Genomic DNA, 16,869 nt, shown 5'->3' on the forward strand with positions numbered 1-16,869 from the left:
CCAACTTTAACGATACCTTGCTCAATACGACCAGTTACAACAGTACCACGGCCTTGGATTGAGAAAACATCTTCGATTGGAAGGATGAATGGTAGATCGATAGCACGCTCTGGCTCTGGAATGTAAGAATCTAGCGCTTCAGCTAGTTCAACAATCTTCTCTTCCCACTGAGCTTCGCCGTTTAGCGCGCCTAGTGCAGAACCCATGATTACTGGGCAATCATCACCTGGGAAATCGTACTCAGAAAGAAGTTCACGAACTTCCATCTCTACTAGCTCAAGTAGTTCTTCATCATCAACCATGTCACACTTGTTCATGAATACGATGATGTAAGGAATACCAACTTGACGACCAAGTAGGATGTGCTCACGTGTTTGTGGCATAGGACCGTCAGTTGCAGCAACAACTAGGATACCACCATCCATTTGAGCAGCACCAGTGATCATGTTTTTAACATAATCGGCGTGTCCAGGACAGTCTACGTGTGCGTAGTGACGAGTAGGAGTATCGTACTCAACGTGAGAAGTTGAGATTGTGATACCACGCTCGCGCTCTTCTGGAGCGTTATCGATAGATGCGAAGTCTTTAGCAACACCACCGTACACTTTTGCAAGTGTAGTACAGATAGCAGCTGTTAGAGTTGTTTTACCGTGGTCAACGTGACCGATTGTACCAACGTTAACATGCGGTTTTAGACGTTCAAATTTTTCTTTAGACACGATTGTGTTCCTTCCTAGTTAAGATACGCCCCCTACTAGGTCGGGGACGGCTCTGAAGTTTGTATTTTATGCGCCAATAGCCATTGACGCAATAATGAAATTAAATACGTTCAGCAATAATTTTATCAGTAACGTTCTTTGGCATTTCAGCGTACTCGCTAAATTCCATCGAATAAGACGCACGGCCTTGTGTTGCTGATCGTAAATCAGTTGCGTATCCGAACATTGCTGATAGTGGAACTTGCGCACGAATAATTTTAATACCCGCGTTGCCTTCTTCCATACCTTCGATCATACCGCGGCGACGGTTAAGGTCACCAACGACATCACCCATCCAATCTTCTGGCGTGGTAATTTCAACTTTCATCATTGGCTCAAGCAAAACTGGAGTTGCATCTAGTGCACCTTGTCGTAATGCCATTGAACCTGCGATTTTAAATGCTATTTCGCTTGAATCAGTGTCGTGGTAAGAACCATCAACTAACGTCGCTTTAACGTCAATCATTGGGTAGCCTGCTAACACGCCACTCTTCATTTGTTCTTCGAGACCTGTAGCAACCGCACTAATATATTCTTTAGGTACGCTGCCACCAACAATTTCATCTACGAATACGAAACCTTCACCTGGCTCTGATGGTTCAAGATTCAGCCACACATGACCATATTGGCCACGGCCGCCGGTTTCACCAGCCTGACGAATAAATTTACCTTCAACTTTAGTCTTACCACGAATGGTTTCACGATAAGCAACCTGAGGTTTACCTACGTTACAGTTGACGTTAAATTCACGTTTCATACGATCGACGATGATATCAAGGTGAAGCTCACCCATGCCAGAAATTAAAATCTGACCTGATTCAGCATCGGTTTCGACGCGGAAAGATGGATCTTCTGCTGCTAATTTATCTAGCGCGATTGTCATCTTATCTTGGTCGGCTACAGAGCGTGGTTCAACCACAATCTGAATAACGGGTTCAGGGAATTCCATGCGCTCAAGAATCACTTTATGATTTTGATCACACAAGGTATCGCCTGTTGTCGCAAATTTAAGACCAATGGCTGCAGCGATATCGCCAGCGCGCACTTCTTTGATCTCTTCACGTTTATTGGCATGCATCTGAACGATACGGCCTAAACGCTCGCGTTTTTCTTTAATCACGTTGTAAACAGTATCACCTGAATTAACAACGCCAGAGTATACGCGCATGAAAGTCAATGTACCTACGAACGGGTCGGTTGCGATTTTGAACGCTAGTGCTGAGAATGGTTCGTCATCACTTGAATGACGCTCAACAGGGTTACCATGTTCGTCTTCACCTGTAATTGCTTTTACTTCAGTTGGTGAAGGTAGATAATCAACAACGGCATCTAGTACGGCTTGAACACCTTTGTTCTTAAATGCAGAACCACAAGTTGCCAATACGATTTCGTTGTTTAGGGTACGTTGACGAAGACCTGCCTTAATTTCAACTTCAGACAGTTCACCTTCTTCAAGGTATTTATCCATTAGTTCATCATTAGCTTCTGCTGCTGATTCAACTAAGTTCATGCGCCACTCATCTGCTAACTCTTGCATGTCAGCAGGAATATCTTCATAGGTAAAACTAGTACCTTGATCAGCATCAGACCAGTTAATGGCCTTCATCTTGATCAGGTCAATTACACCTTTAAATTCATCTTCAGTACCAATATTTAATTGCAGTGGCACTGGTGTTGCACCAAGACGGTGTTTGATCTGCTCGATAACGCGGAAAAAATCTGCGCCCGTGCGATCCATCTTGTTGATAAAAACGATACGCGGAACTTCATATCGATCGGCTTGACGCCATACAGTCTCAGACTGAGGCTCTACACCTGAAGCACCACAGAACACAACTACAGCACCATCTAACACACGTAATGAACGTTCAACTTCAATGGTGAAGTCTACGTGTCCAGGAGTATCAATGATGTTGATTCGGTGCTCGTCGAACTGCTTGTCCATACCGCGCCAAAAGGTGGTCGTTGCAGCAGAGGTGATCGTGATACCACGTTCTTGCTCCTGCTCCATCCAATCCATAGTAGCAGCGCCGTCGTGTACTTCACCAATCTTATGAGATAGGCCTGTATAAAACAGGATGCGCTCAGTAGTGGTTGTTTTACCGGCGTCAACGTGAGCACAAATACCGATATTACGGTAGCGCTCGATGGGCGTTTTGCGAGCCACGATTGTATCCTCTTACTAAGGTGAACCTTAGAAAATGGTTTAGGCACAGCAGGATAACCTGCTGTGCCCAAGCGGTATTACCAGCTATATTACCAGCGGTAATGTGCGAACGCTTTGTTCGCATCTGCCATACGGTGAACGTCTTCACGTTTCTTAACAGCAGAACCTTTGTTGTCAGCCGCATCAAGCATTTCGCCTGCAAGACGCTGAGCCATAGATTTTTCACCACGCTTACGCGCAGCTTCAACCAACCAACGCATAGCTAGTGCATTACGACGTACTGGACGTACTTCTACAGGCACCTGGTAAGTTGAACCACCCACACGGCGAGATTTAACTTCTACCGCTGGACGTACATTTTCAAGAGCTTTTTCGAATACAGCTAGGTGTTCTTCACCAGAACGCTCAGCCATAGTTTCTAGCGCAGAGTAAACAATTTTTTCTGCAGTAGATTTCTTTCCGTCAACCATTAGGATGTTAACGAATTTTGCCAGCAATTCTGATTTGAATTTAGGATCTGGAAGGATCTTACGCTGACCGATTACGCGACGACGTGGCATGGATTATCTCCGTTGTCTTCTTCAGGTTATCCAAAACTTTTCAGTTTCTTCAAAATTAAATAATTTTAGTGTTTGGCCTTACTTAACGGAATCCATTAAGACTTAGGACGCTTCACACCGTACTTAGAACGACCTTGTTTACGGTCATTAACGCCTGCACAGTCAAGTGCACCACGAACAGTGTGGTAACGAACACCCGGTAAGTCTTTAACACGACCACCGCGGATTAGAACAACTGAGTGCTCCTGAAGGTTGTGACCTTCACCGCCGATGTATGATGTTACTTCAAAACCGTTTGTTAGACGAACACGACATACTTTACGTAATGCTGAGTTCGGTTTTTTAGGTGTAGTAGTGTAAACACGAGTACATACACCACGTTTCTGTGGGCACGCTTCTAGTGCTGGCACGTTGCTTTTTACAACTTGCTTAGCACGTGGCTTACGTACCAACTGGTTAATAGTTGCCATTAAATAGCTCCTGATTGTTACTTTCGTAAGGTGAAAAATCTGCCTCCCAACAACAGGAGGACGCGAAATTTTAGGCATCGCACCTAAAGGTGTCAAGATCTAACCAACGATCAATTAAGTGATCATTTCTTAAACAGTCACTTTTTTGTTCATATATCGTTACTAATAATGGCTTTTCATGCCCATTTCATATGCTTGTCATGTCGTTCAGTCAACAAAACAAAACCTTTATAATCAATAACATCTAGATCTTTATCACATTTATCCTGCAAACCACGCGCAATAATATCGGCTTCCAGTAAATAAATTTTTACGCCAATATTTTTTATTAAATCAAAGTAAATATTTTCGCTCATGGCGACAATTACAGCGTCTTCGAGCAATAAGATCTCATCACCAGGGCAAATAAACTGTAAACATTGTGCCAATGAGTGGCTTTGAAATGGTGAACGGGTCACGGTATGTAACATCGGCACCTCAAAAAGTTAGAATTTGACGACAACGATGTAATGCTGCCACCAACTCGATATGAGGGCTAACAATGACATCAATTAATAAGTCTTCACGACATAATCCACGCTCGACTAATGACTGTTGGCAAACATAAATATTTTCGATGTCATACAGTGGCAGCATTTTAAAGGTCGCAATATAATTACGACTCAAAATAACATCTGGTTGCTGATTACGAACCAACTGCATAACACCATCACCAATAAAAAATACGCTTAATGCTTCGGTATATGCAGAAGCGGCTAATAGTGCATCGAGCCCTTCACGACCACAGGTCGTGCCATGAGGTGGCTGACGAAAAACAAATCCTAAGTCACTCACTCACTTAACCTCAAAATTGAATAACGCGATCAGCACTGAGTAAAACTTCAGTAAGACCACCTAACCCTGCCTGCTCAAAGCCTGACGCTAAATTATGGCTTGGTAATTGATTTTGTTGTGCTTCTTGTTCACCAATAATGCCACGACGTAACGCTGCTGCTACGCAAGTATGTAATTCGATCTGATGTGTCTGGGCTAATTGTTGCCATGCGGCCACAAGATCAAATTCATCTGATGCTGGTGCTGTGAGTGCATTACCATTTAAAACACCATCTTGGTAAAAAAATACCCGTGTTAATGTATGACCGAGCTCAATAAGTGTAGATGAAAATTGATAAGCAGAGCGTGCGGCTTGAGTACCATAAGCAGGGCCATTAACAACAATGGCATAAGTTAAACTCACTTGTCACCATCCTCTGTTTTTCGCTGACGAATATAAAGATATACGGTATGTTTAGAAATATTCAACCGATCAGCAACACGATTAATCGCATCTTTAATGTCAAAAATACCTTTATCAAACAGCTCCATCACTATCTGACGATTTTTAGCATTATTAGAAACATTTTTATCGGCATTAATTTCTTCGATAGTGCGTTCAACCGTTTGATCCACCAATTCATCAACATCACTGGCAAAGTTTACTTTTGATGCCGCTTGCTTGGCTTCATCAGTTGGCATAAACGATTGCAGAATCTGAGTAAATGGCACGTCAAGATTAACGTTAATACATAGCAAACCAATCACTTTGTTATCGCCATTACGAATCGCGATAGTGATTGATTTCATTAAATCCCCCCCTTTAGCGCGGGTGAAATAAGCACGAGAAAAATTACGCTCTGAATTTTGAATATCACGTAACGAACGCAATGCAAGATCAGTAATCGGTGATCCCACCTTACGGCCAGTATTTTGTCCATTCGCTATTTTGATTGCCGAGGTATTTAAATCTGCTAAGGAATGCAGAACAATTTCGCAAAATGGCCCAATCAATGCGGCTAAGCCATCAACAACGGCTTCATATGCACGCAGAATATTTTCGTCGTGTTCAGAAAAAATGCGTCTGTCAACGATGTCACTATCAACAATTATCTCTGTTCCAAAATTATCTACTGAAATCACGATACCACCTTCCATTTTGCTGCTTATCTACAATGCGATCGCCCTGATCTATCACCACAAGCATTCAATATAATTGATAAAATTTAAAATCTTCTAAGTAAGTTTATCAGATAATTGAACAAAAAAGACCCGACATATGCCGGGTCTGGATCAACTGTTACGCTGTTTTGTCATTAAAAAGTGACAATTTACTGCGCTTTAGTCGCTGTCGTTGATGCTTTTACTGCGTCAACGGCAGGTTGCTGAGCTTGCTTACCACCTTTAATGCTTAATAATTCTACTTGGAAAACTAAAGTAGAGTTAGCAGGAATGCTTGGGTTAGCTTGCGCGCCGTAAGCAAGTTGTGGTGGAATAACAAATTCAAATTTAGAACCAACAGGCATTAATTGCACACCTTCAGTCCAACCAGGGATCACTTGGTTTAGTGGGAACGTTGCTGGTTGATTACGTTGGTATGAGCTATCAAAAACAGTGCCATCAGTTAGCATGCCTTTGTACTGAACTTCAACGGTATCAGTTGCAGCAGGTTTTGCACCTGTACCTTCTTTCTCGATTTTGTACATTAAGCCAGATTTAGTGGTAATAACACCGGCTTCTTTAGCAAATTTAGCGCGGTACTCGTCACCTACTTTAATGTTCTTTTCAGCTTCAGCTTTCGCTTTCTGCTCTACAATCTTAGCAACACGTTGATCAAGTGATTGTAGTGCTTGCTGAGTTTGCTCTTGTGTCATGCGACTTTTGCCTGCAAACACGTCTTCAACACCCGCAAGTACATCTTGGCGATTAAGATTTAGACCTAACTCTTTTTGTTGATCAAGGTTAGCTGATAAGTATTGCGCCAGTGATGCACCAATTGCATAAGCTGCTTTTTGATCTTCAGTTTTAAATTCAACTTTAGCAGCATCTGTTGTTGCCACAGCAGCTGAAGCCGTTGTTTGCTCAACTTTTGCAGGTTCAACGGGCTTGTTGGTGTCTGCTTTATTATCGTCCTGACAACCCACAGCAAGGAAGATTGTTGCTGCTAATACAGACATCTTTAAAATAGGCTTCATGTATTTCTCCATCAGTCATTGAGGCCATGCCTCACTTTTAAACTGTGTTTATTAGTATGAGTATGAAAACAAAATTATATCAATATACTACTACCACTCTGATTAAGTAACTGTAAAAACTAGCACTGCAATTATTTAATCAGATTCATTTCTCTTATCTAGTTACCCTAAGCAAGCGGAACCAGAGCTTAATGTACAAGAAATTTTTGTCAGTTAGTCTATTTTTCTCTACTTTTGCCTTAAGCAGTTGTTTTTTCTTTGATTCAGAAATCCAACGTTGGCATCTTGCTCAACAAGGTAGTACTAGTTTTAGCCTTAGCCGTGATGGCCGTTTTGCACTTGTTAGCACCAAGCTACAAGGTATCGCGCTATGGGATTTACAGCAAAACAAAAAGTTAGCAGATTTTGGTTCTCAAGATCAATATCACAATAGTGTGATAACCAGCCAAATATCAGATAACAATCGCTATGCAATAACCGCAACAACTCAAAATTTTGCAGTATGGGATCTGGGATGGTCACAGGCCCATGGTTTATGGTCAATTGATGATGCTGCCATTCAAGATGTTGCCATTGCCAATAATGGTACTGAAGTGCTATTGGCATTAACGAATGGTAAAGCGCTGTTTATTGATCTGACTGATGGCCGGCGGCTCGAATTTTTAGCTCACCGTGACAAGGTCAATAGTGTGGCACTTTCTGGCAATGGCCGTTACGCACTTTCTGGCGGTAATGATCATCAAGCTTATTTATGGGATACCCACAGTGGCCAAATCATTTATTCATTTAAGCATAGCAGCCGCGTCAGCCAAGTTGCACTTCAGCGGGATGGAAAATTAGCCTTTTCCACTACAGCTAATAATGACAGCATTATTTGGGATTTAACTACTGGTAAGAAAATCACTCAATTAGCAACCAAATTACGCTACCAAACCCTCTCAAGTGTACGATTTTCGGATAATGGGCAATTGTTAGTGACGGGAACGCCCTCACGCCGAGTAGAATTATGGCGCACAGATAACGGCAAAAATATTGGTTCTTGGCGAGCAGAAGTACAACCAGGGGCTCGACCCGCTACGGCAGTGGTGTATGATGTTGCTATTAGCCCTACAGGTAATGTCGTCGCTGGCTCATCAGCTGGTTACGCTCAAACCTGGTCAACCGACTGAAAGATATCCCATGAATGAGATACAACAACTGCAAAGCCGTCTTGATGAACTTGAGATGAAACTCGCTTTTCAAGAGCAAACCATTGATGAATTAAACGAAGCGCTAACTAAGCAGCAATTTATGATTGATCGAATGGAAGTACAACTGAAATTTATGGTCGGTAAAGTTAAAGGTATGCAAACCTCTAATATGGCCAGTGAGTCGGAAGAAACACCACCACCACATTATTAAGTAAAGGTTCGAGGTTCGAGGTTCGAGGTTCGAGGTTCGAGGTTCGAGGTTCGAGGTTCGAGGTTCGAGGTTCGAGGTTCGACAAGATAAAAAACAAAAAAGGAAGCCGAGGCTTCCTTTTTTATGATCGCGATAAACGCGATTAGTGAGAACAGCCGCAGCCGCCCTTACCTTCACCACAACCTTCTGCTTTAGCGTGATCGTGATCACCACCACCACAGCAATCATCATCGCCGTGATCGCCACAACCACCTTCACCACCACAACAACCGCCACCTTGGTGTAGATGACCGTGTTCGATTTCTTCTTCAGTTGCAGCACGTACAGCAACAACTTCAACGTCAAAACCTAATGTTTGACCAGCTAACATGTGGTTGCCATCAACAACAACTTCGTCGCCGTCAACTTCAGTTACTTCTACAGGGATTGGACCTTGATCAGTATCAGCCAAGAAACGCATACCAACAGTAATTTCATCAACACCTTGGAATACATTTGCAGGAACACGCTGAACCATTTCGTCCATGTGCTCACCGTAAGCCTCTTCAGGAGCAACAGTTATCTCAAACTTGTCGCCTGCCACATGGCCTTCAAGCGCTTTTTCCAGACCAGGAATAAGGTTGTTATGACCGTGTAGGTAATCAAGAGGTACTTCAACTGTTGATTGATCGACAACGATACCTTCTTCAGTTTTCACTTGGTAAGCTAAGCTTACTACTGTGTCTTTAGCGACTTTCATGTTTACTCCAAAATTTAAGCTTGGGGTGATAGTTTTTGTCCCCGTATCATACAGGATAATACCATTGAGATGCCATTATCACATTAGTCTGGTTTAAAAATCCCTATCACTTGGTGTTTAGTTGTTGAAGAAAGCTGTTCACTCTCTTGCACTGATTGCGGTAAACGGGTGTCGATATGCTGACATTCGACACATTCAATATGCTCAACATCATTTTGTTGCCACCAGCGTAAAGTATCCTGTGCTTGGCAATTAGGACATATAGCACCAGCAATAAATCGTTTTTTGATCATCCTAACCACTCCTTGATTAATCCCAACCTTGATGGCGTTGCTGCTCACCACGCATTTCTCGATCAAAAATATCTTCGAGCTCTTTGCGGGCCTCTTTTTGACGTGATGCTAAATTAACCTCTTCACTATGTTGAGGCAGCAGATCCCGTAATGCTTGGCTATCTATTCTTCGAAAATGAGCTTGGGCACGGTTGGCTTTATAAGGATGCATGCCTAAAGATATAAGGGCTTGGCGACCTAAATCAAGGGCACCTTCAAATGTTTCACGAGAAAAGCACTCAACCCCATGACTCAATAATTGGTGCGCTTCTACACGACTTCGAGCACGTGCCATTAATTTCAATTGCGGAAAATGTTGTTGGCAAAGTGTCACAACCTCCATCACTTCAGAGGGGTCATCGGTACAGATAACCAAAGCTTCAGCATTATCAGCCCCAGCCGAGCGTAATAAATCTAATTGGGTTGCATCACCGTAATAAACTTTATAGCCAAACTTACGTAAAAACTGAATTTGACTAGGATCTCGCTCTAAAACTGTCACTCGAATTTTATTAGCAAACAGTAATCGCCCCACAACCTGCCCAAAACGACCAAAACCGGTAATTATCACTCGAGGTTGGCGATCAATGACATCCGATGGCGGTTGATGATTATCTTCAGCTTTAAAACTACGCACATACCAACGTTTTTGTAATTGCAAAATGAGCGGGGTGGTCATCATAGAAAGACTGACAACCACTAATAATAACGGCGCTAATTCACCACCTAATAAGCCACCAGCTTTAGCGGCGGTAAACAACACAAACGCAAATTCTCCACCTTGACTCAAAATAGCCGCCATTTGACTGCGAGATTTTTCCCCTACGCCAAATAAACGTGCGAGCAGATACAACACCCCAGCTTTAATCGTCACTAATGCAATAACAACGGCTAAAATTTGTAATGGGTACTGCCATAGCAATCCGAGGTTAACTGCCATACCAACCGAAATAAAAAACAGTCCCAGTAATAACCCTTTAAACGGTTCAATCGCAATTTCAAGCTCATGTCGATATTCACTTTCTGCCAATAATACCCCAGCAAGAAAAGCGCCTAATGCCATTGATAAACCTATCATCTGCATAATCAGTGCAATACCAACCACCAGCAATAAAGCCGCGACATTAAACAATTCACGGACACCACTCATCACCACATAACGAAATAACGGTCGCAATAAAAAATGTCCGGCAACGAGAAAAGTACCAATTCCACCCAGCATCCAGATGCCATCAAGCCAATTACCGCCCGCATTACCCGCCAGTAACGGTAATAGTGCTAACATTGGAATCACCGCAATATCTTGAAATAACAACACTGCAAATCCTGATTGACCAGTTTCGCTGCCGCTTAATTGTTGTTCGTCTATCACTCGTAATGCAATCGCAGTTGACGATAATGCCAACCCCATGCCAATCACAATCGCATCACGCCAACCAAGAGCTGGAAAAAAACGACTACAGCCCAAAGCAATTATTGCGATTACTACCGTAGTAATAACCACTTGGCTGCCACCCAAGCCTAAAATCGGTTTACGCATTTGCCATAGTTTTTTGGGGTTAAGCTCTAAACCAATTAGAAACAGTAATAACACCACCCCAAATTCAGAGAAGTGTAAAATGGCATCCACATCAGAAATTAATCCTAACCCCCACGGGCCAATGCCTATTCCTGCAATTAAATATCCGAGTACCGACCCTAGCCCCAATCGTTGTGCCAGTGGTACCGCAATAATCGCCGCCCCTAAAAAAACCACCATTACCAACAAAAAGTCATTATCCATGGTTAACTCCTGCTGCTAACGGTAATTGGGGCGCATATTGATGAGGATTAACTAACCACTGGTGGTACATTTTTGCATGCTGCTGCCGTTCAGCCTCAGGAATGCGCCGCGCCCAATGCAACACTAACGGCGATAACCACTGCATACGACAAAGATCAGCACATAACGCAAATGGTTTTAAAATGTCATCAATACTGCAACGATTATAACCATCAGGACTATAAGCCTCTGCCGCTCCCCCCGTGGTGATCACTGAGCGCCAGTATTTACCCGTCGTCGCTTTCCCCTCTCCATGGGCAAAGCCTTTACTTAATACGCGATCAAGCCACTCTTTGAGTAATGCTGGGCAAGAGTACATATATAATGGATGCTGAAAAATAATCACATCGTGCGCCATCACTAACGCTCGCTCAGCAACTTCATCAATAAAAAAGTCAGGATAAGTCGCATATAGATCATGCACTGTGACATGCGGTAAATGTTTTATTTCATTTAATAGCGTCTGATTCGCAACGGATTCTTGAGGATCAGGATGCGCAAAGATAATTAATATTTTTAAATCGGTCATACTGTCCTTATACGTGTAGTTTAATAAGGCGAGTAACGCCAACCTAAACTATAACCACCATAAATTGTTAACCATCATACCTAATTGTTACTTAATATGGGTGTTTAGTTGATATTTCTATTTTAGTCTGACTTCCATCACGACCATGCCAACGTGGTGTTAACTTGGCGTCAGGTTAGCCACTGGTTCAAGTTTGAGTTAGACTCCTGAGCATGATTCTTGTTTAATTTTGTGGAGCGGGCACGTCCCCGGCGCTATCGATGATTATCTTTTCAGATATCCAACTTCTACGTGGTGGTAAAGTTCTGCTTGAAAATGCCACAGCGACTATTAACCCAGGGGACAAAGTTGGTCTTGTGGGTAAAAATGGTTGTGGTAAATCAACCCTGTTTGCATTACTCAAAAATGAACTTAGTTTAGATGGCGGCAACTGTCAGTTTCCAAGTAACTGGGAGTTAGCATGGGTAGCTCAAGAAACGCCCGCCCTTGAACGCGCAGCAATTGAATATGTGATTGATGGCGATCGTGAATATCGTGAACTAGAGCGCCAATTAATTGCAGCAGAACTCGCAGATGACGGTAATAAAGTCGCTGAGTTACATGGCAAGATCGATACTATTGGTGGCTATAGCATTAATGCCCGTGCTGCAGAATTATTGAATGGTTTAGGTTTTTCACAGCATCAAATGCAGTGGAACTTAACTCAGTTTTCTGGTGGTTGGCGCATGCGTTTAAACCTTGCCCAAGCACTACTCTGCCGCTCTGACCTATTATTACTCGATGAGCCAACTAACCACTTAGATCTTGATGCCGTAATGTGGTTGGAGAAATGGCTCCAAAGCTATCGCGGTACCTTAGTACTGATTTCTCATGACCGTGATTTCTTAGATCCCGTCATCAACCGTATTATTCACGTTGAAAACCAAACCATGAACAGTTACACCGGTAACTACTCATCATTTGAAGTCCAACGTGCTGAGAAATTAGTATTACAACAAGCGATGTTCCAAAAGCAGCAGAAACAAATGACGCACATGCAGTCATATATCGAGCGCTTCCGTTACAAAGCCAGTAAAGCACGCCAAGCCCAAAGCCGTATTAAAGCCCTTGAACGAATGGAAAAAGTGCTACCCGCGCAACTTGATAATCCATTTAGTTTTGAATTCCGTGAACCAAGCGCACTGCCTAATCCTATTTTAATGATGGATCATGTGGCTGCCGGTTATGATGACTTATTGATACTAGAAAAAATTCGTTTAAACCTCGTCCCTGGAAGTCGAATTGGCTTACTGGGTCGTAATGGTGCGGGTAAATCCACCTTAATTAAAATGTTAGCTGGCGATTTACCCGCCAAAGCCGGTGATATGGCTTATTCACAAGGGGTTAAAATTGGTTACTTTGCCCAGCATCAATTAGAGACCTTGTATCTTGATGATACGCCGGTTCAACATATGGCACGTATTGCGCCTAACTCAACTGAACAGCAGTTACGTGATTACTTAGGTAGCTTTGGCTTTATTGGCGACAAAGCCCTTGAAAAAGTAGGACCATTTTCTGGTGGTGAAAAAGCACGCTTGGTATTAGCGTTAATTGTATGGCAACGCCCAAACCTATTACTGCTCGATGAGCCGACTAACCACCTTGATTTGGATATGCGTCAGGCATTAACCTTTGCGTTGCAATCTTATGAAGGGGCAATGGTAATTGTAAGTCACGACCGTTACTTACTGCGTGCCACGACTGATGACTTATATCTAGTTCATGATCGTCAAGTGGTGCCATTTGATGGTGATTTAAATGATTACCATAAATGGCTTACTGAGCAGCAACGCAATGAACGCCGTGAACAACAAGCAGCAAAACCTGAAACCAGTAAAGATAATAGCGCTGCTTCACGTAAAGAACAAAAGCGTTTAGACGCGGAATTCCGCAAGCTGACAGCACCAATTCGTAAAGAAATCACCAAGCTCGAAAAGCAAATGGATAAGCTTAATGAGGTCATTACTGCCGCAGAAACGGCATTAAGTGACAGCACGATTTATGAACCAGAAAATAAAGCGCAGATGAATGAACAACTCAAACTTCAAGGCAATGCAAAATCCGATCTTGAAGATATAGAAGTCGCATGGATGGAACTGCAGGAACAATTAGAAGAAATGGAAAGCCAGCTTAACGCTGAGTGATCATTTAACGCCGTAGCAATGATGTTATTACTACGGCGTTTTTATTTGAAGAAAGGACATTGACATGCAGCCATTTACTGCCGCAATTGGATTGCGCAATCCCCACCTGCAAACCTTATTGCCTCGATTTATTCGTCGCCAACCATTATTCACGCCAACGACGCAACGACTTGAAATGCCTGATGGTGATTTTGTTGATCTCGCTTGGACAGAGCAACCTAATCTTAATAATCACCACCAACCGCTGATGATTCTATTACACGGTTTAGAAGGTAGTTTTAACAGTCCTTATGCTAATGGCTTATTGATGGCAGCTAAGCAGCAAGGTTGGCTCGGAGTGATGATGCATTTTCGAGGTTGCAGTGGTGAATTAAATCGCCATCCGCAAAGCTATCATTCTGGTGAAACCAACGACGTCCATTTTTTTATTCAATGGCTACGCCAACAATTTCCGCAACGACCGTTTATCGCTGTCGGCGTTTCCCTTGGTGGTAATGTCCTGATTAATTATCTTGCGACCTACCCCAACAACGAACTAATTGCAGCCCAAGCGATCTCACCACCGTTGAATCTAGCCTCATGCTCTGATCGTATTCAACAAGGGTTCTCGCGTATTTATCAACGCTACTTACTCACATCGCTCAAACGAACCATAGCCAAAAAAATTGACCGTCAACCTCACACGATGCCAGTTAACCGGCAACAGTTAGCCTCAATTAGCAGTGTGTGGCAATTTGACCAAGCCATTACGGCACCACTACACGGCTTTAAAGATGCTGATGACTACTACCACCACTGTAGTGGTTTGCGTCTGCTGGCCAATATCTTGCAACCCTTACGAATTATTCATGCTGCAGATGATCCATTTATGTGTCGTGATGTGATTCCTGCACAACCATTGCCAGCTAATATTCGTTATGATTTATCGGCAACAGGGGGACATGTTGGTTTTATTGGTGGCAGTTTGCTTAAACCACAGTTTTGGCTAGAGCACACCGTACCAGAGTGGTTTCAATACCAATTAACGCAACACCAATCAACATCAGCTTATAATGACTGAGTTTGTTTCAATCACGTTTAAGAATATACTGCAGCTATTATTTTATTAATCATTTAAGAAGTTGTAATGATTATTCCTTGGCAAGACATCGCTCCTGAAACCCTAACCAATCTCATCGAACAATTTATTTTGCGCGAAGGTACCGATTATGGTGAAGTAGAAATCAGCCTTAGTGATAAGGTCGCTTATGTTCGCCGTCAACTGCAGACTGGTGATGCGGTTATTGTTTTCTCTGAATTACATGAGTCAGTCGATATTAAACTTCGCAATCAAATGTAAAAAAAAACAATATTTATCATTATAAAAATTCGCCCTCGCCAGCACTTTTATCACTTAAAACCGACATTTACGCAAAGCTGTAGTAACATTTATTATTGTTCTTTTTTTGTTATTAACATGTAGTAATCACAACAAGGTGAGTTATGTCGGTAAAACACCCTATTATTGCAGTCACTGGTTCATCAGGTGCTGGAACGACCACAACATCTGAAGCCTTTCGCAAGATGTTTAATATGATGGACATCAACGCTGCATGGCTAGAGGGTGATAGCTTCCACCGCTTTACTCGCCCTGAAATGGATTGTGAAATCCGCAAAGCGAAAGAACAAGGTCGTCATATCAGCTACTTTGGTGCAGAAGCCAATGACTTTGAACAATTAGCTCACTTTTTCAAACAATACTCTCAAGATGGTAGCGGCAAGTTTCGCCGTTATCTGCATACCTTTGATGAAGCCGTACCTTATAATCAAATGCCCGGTACTTTTACCCCGTGGCAACAATTGGCTGAAAATACGGATGTGTTGTTTTATGAAGGTCTACATGGGGGGGTGGTTGATGGCGATATCAATGTGGCTCAACATGTTGATCTACTTATCGGCATGGTACCGATTGTTAACTTAGAATGGATTCAAAAAATTATTCGCGACACCCGTGATCGGGGCCATTCTCGTGAAGCAGTAATGGAATCAATTGTGCGCTCAATGGATGACTATCTTAATTACATCACGCCGCAATTTTCTCGTACTCATATTAACTTTCAACGGGTACCAACTGTTGATACCTCAAATCCTGTCAGTGCCAAAGGGATTCCAAGTTTAGATGAAAGCTTTGTGGTGATCCGCTTTCGTGGCTTAAAGAATGTCGACTTTCCGCATTTATTAGCAATGATTCAAGGTTCATTTATGTCACGCCATAATACTCTAGTTGTCCCAGGCGGCAAAATGAGCTTTGCGATGGAGCTAATTATGCGGCCTTTACTTGAACAACTGATTGAAAATGGCCAGATCGGCTAATCGTTACTTGCGTAATTAACGGTCACTAGTATCAGTAACCGTTAATAATGATAGTGTTTACGCCACAACAATCTCATAGCTGTGGCTCAGCTCGACCCCTTTACCTAACATTAAACACACTGAGCAATATTTTTCGAGTGAGTCAGCAACCACTTTACTGACTAATTGAGGCTCTAAATCATGGCCACTAACCACGAAGTGTAAATTTGCATGAGTAAAAATACGTGGCGCTTGCTCACGACGCTCAGCAGAGATATTCACTTCACAGCCAGTGATCTGCTGTTGTAAATCTTGTAATCCACTCACAACATCAACCGAGCTACAACCACCAGCGGCCATTAACACTAATTCCATCGGACTTGGTGCTTTATCACCACCATTACCATCTAAAACAACACTATGGCCTGATGATGACTGACCAACAAAAGTCATATTTTCAACCCACTTTACTCGTGACTGCATCTCTATCTCCTTTCGCTATATTATTCAGATATTAACTCTATTTTTGTTGATAATCTCATCAATGTAAACGCTATTTATTCCGGCTA

Annotated in this window: 20 protein-coding genes; 6 read left to right on the forward strand and 14 right to left on the reverse strand. The window is 42.6% G+C overall.

Going from position 1 to position 16,869, the window contains the following annotated elements; translation table 11 throughout:
- The 9 genes from C0W29_RS12485 to fkpA form a co-directional block, all read right to left on the reverse strand.
- A partial coding sequence (locus tag C0W29_RS12485; protein ID WP_146145933.1) for a GTP-binding protein occupies positions 1 to 719 on the reverse strand: 719 nt, incomplete at its 3' end.
- Positions 720 to 819: 100 nt separating this feature from the next.
- Positions 820 to 2,925, reverse strand: coding sequence for an elongation factor G (gene fusA, locus C0W29_RS12490; protein WP_036789570.1), 2,106 nt, complete (start codon positions 2,923 to 2,925; stop codon positions 820 to 822).
- 89 nt (positions 2,926 to 3,014) lie between these two features.
- Complete coding sequence (rpsG, locus tag C0W29_RS12495) at positions 3,015 to 3,485, reverse strand: 30S ribosomal protein S7 (RefSeq protein ID WP_005371760.1); 471 nt, start codon at positions 3,483 to 3,485, stop codon at positions 3,015 to 3,017.
- A 95-nt stretch (positions 3,486 to 3,580) separates the two neighbouring features.
- Positions 3,581 to 3,955 (reverse strand): 30S ribosomal protein S12, encoded by a 375-nt coding sequence (rpsL, locus tag C0W29_RS12500; RefSeq protein WP_004399892.1) that lies wholly within the window; start codon positions 3,953 to 3,955, stop codon positions 3,581 to 3,583.
- Between the two features lie 176 nt (positions 3,956 to 4,131).
- Positions 4,132 to 4,425, reverse strand: coding sequence for a sulfurtransferase complex subunit TusB (gene tusB / locus C0W29_RS12505; RefSeq protein WP_036789563.1), 294 nt, complete (start codon positions 4,423 to 4,425; stop codon positions 4,132 to 4,134).
- Positions 4,426 to 4,432: 7 nt separating this feature from the next.
- Positions 4,433 to 4,789: a sulfurtransferase complex subunit TusC gene (gene tusC / locus C0W29_RS12510; RefSeq protein WP_045045811.1), complete on the reverse strand. Its 357-nt coding sequence runs from the start codon at positions 4,787 to 4,789 to the stop codon at positions 4,433 to 4,435.
- Between the two features lie 10 nt (positions 4,790 to 4,799).
- Positions 4,800 to 5,192, reverse strand: a complete 393-nt coding sequence (gene tusD / locus C0W29_RS12515) for a sulfurtransferase complex subunit TusD (protein ID WP_036789557.1) — start codon at positions 5,190 to 5,192, stop codon at positions 4,800 to 4,802.
- Entirely contained in the window at positions 5,189 to 5,911 is a 723-nt protein-coding gene (locus C0W29_RS12520; protein WP_045042411.1) for a helix-turn-helix transcriptional regulator, read from the reverse strand. The genes tusD and C0W29_RS12520 overlap by 4 nt, the downstream gene beginning before the upstream one ends.
- Positions 5,912 to 6,099: 188 nt before the next feature.
- Positions 6,100 to 6,963 (reverse strand): FKBP-type peptidyl-prolyl cis-trans isomerase, encoded by an 864-nt coding sequence (gene fkpA, locus C0W29_RS12525; RefSeq protein WP_045045812.1) that lies wholly within the window; start codon positions 6,961 to 6,963, stop codon positions 6,100 to 6,102.
- Positions 6,964 to 7,154: 191 nt separating this feature from the next.
- On the opposite strand from fkpA, the gene C0W29_RS12530 reads away from it, so the two are divergent.
- Both C0W29_RS12530 and C0W29_RS12535 read left to right on the forward strand, forming a co-directional pair.
- Entirely contained in the window at positions 7,155 to 8,132 is a 978-nt protein-coding gene (locus C0W29_RS12530; RefSeq protein ID WP_045045813.1) for a WD40 repeat domain-containing protein, read from the forward strand.
- 10 nt (positions 8,133 to 8,142) lie between these two features.
- On the forward strand, positions 8,143 to 8,364 hold the full coding sequence (locus tag C0W29_RS12535) for a SlyX family protein (protein ID WP_036789545.1): 222 nt from the start codon (positions 8,143 to 8,145) through the stop codon (positions 8,362 to 8,364).
- 142 nt (positions 8,365 to 8,506) lie between these two features.
- Here C0W29_RS12535 and slyD read toward each other — a convergent pair whose 3' ends face one another.
- The 4 genes from slyD to kefG form a co-directional block, all read right to left on the reverse strand.
- Positions 8,507 to 9,103, reverse strand: a complete 597-nt coding sequence (gene slyD, locus C0W29_RS12540; protein WP_036789535.1) for a peptidylprolyl isomerase — start codon at positions 9,101 to 9,103, stop codon at positions 8,507 to 8,509.
- 83 nt (positions 9,104 to 9,186) lie between these two features.
- Positions 9,187 to 9,396 (reverse strand): YheV family putative zinc ribbon protein, encoded by a 210-nt coding sequence (locus tag C0W29_RS12545; protein ID WP_036789533.1) that lies wholly within the window; start codon positions 9,394 to 9,396, stop codon positions 9,187 to 9,189.
- A gap of 16 nt (positions 9,397 to 9,412) precedes the next feature.
- Positions 9,413 to 11,218, reverse strand: coding sequence for a glutathione-regulated potassium-efflux system protein KefB (kefB, locus tag C0W29_RS12550; protein WP_107174184.1), 1,806 nt, complete (start codon positions 11,216 to 11,218; stop codon positions 9,413 to 9,415).
- A complete protein-coding gene (kefG, locus tag C0W29_RS12555) occupies positions 11,211 to 11,786 on the reverse strand; it encodes a glutathione-regulated potassium-efflux system ancillary protein KefG (RefSeq protein ID WP_036789527.1) in 576 nt (191 codons plus the stop codon). Before kefG ends, kefB begins: the two co-directional genes overlap by 8 nt.
- Before the next feature lie 260 nt (positions 11,787 to 12,046).
- On the opposite strand from kefG, the gene C0W29_RS12560 reads away from it, so the two are divergent.
- From C0W29_RS12560 to C0W29_RS12575, 4 genes are all read left to right on the forward strand, one after another.
- Entirely contained in the window at positions 12,047 to 13,969 is a 1,923-nt protein-coding gene (locus C0W29_RS12560) for an ABC transporter ATP-binding protein (protein WP_036789525.1), read from the forward strand.
- Between the two features lie 64 nt (positions 13,970 to 14,033).
- Complete coding sequence (locus C0W29_RS12565; RefSeq protein WP_045045814.1) at positions 14,034 to 15,029, forward strand: hydrolase; 996 nt, start codon at positions 14,034 to 14,036, stop codon at positions 15,027 to 15,029.
- A gap of 66 nt (positions 15,030 to 15,095) precedes the next feature.
- Positions 15,096 to 15,308, forward strand: a complete 213-nt coding sequence (locus C0W29_RS12570) for a YheU family protein (RefSeq protein ID WP_036789521.1) — start codon at positions 15,096 to 15,098, stop codon at positions 15,306 to 15,308.
- Between the two features lie 143 nt (positions 15,309 to 15,451).
- Positions 15,452 to 16,321: a phosphoribulokinase gene (locus tag C0W29_RS12575; RefSeq protein ID WP_036789518.1), complete on the forward strand. Its 870-nt coding sequence runs from the start codon at positions 15,452 to 15,454 to the stop codon at positions 16,319 to 16,321.
- A gap of 57 nt (positions 16,322 to 16,378) precedes the next feature.
- Here C0W29_RS12575 and C0W29_RS12580 read toward each other — a convergent pair whose 3' ends face one another.
- Positions 16,379 to 16,783: an OsmC family protein gene (locus tag C0W29_RS12580; protein ID WP_045042327.1), complete on the reverse strand. Its 405-nt coding sequence runs from the start codon at positions 16,781 to 16,783 to the stop codon at positions 16,379 to 16,381.
- Positions 16,784 to 16,869 lie beyond the last annotated feature (86 nt).

The sequence above is a fragment of the Photobacterium kishitanii genome, from assembly GCF_003026355.1.
GTDB lineage: Bacteria > Pseudomonadota > Gammaproteobacteria > Enterobacterales > Vibrionaceae > Photobacterium > Photobacterium kishitanii.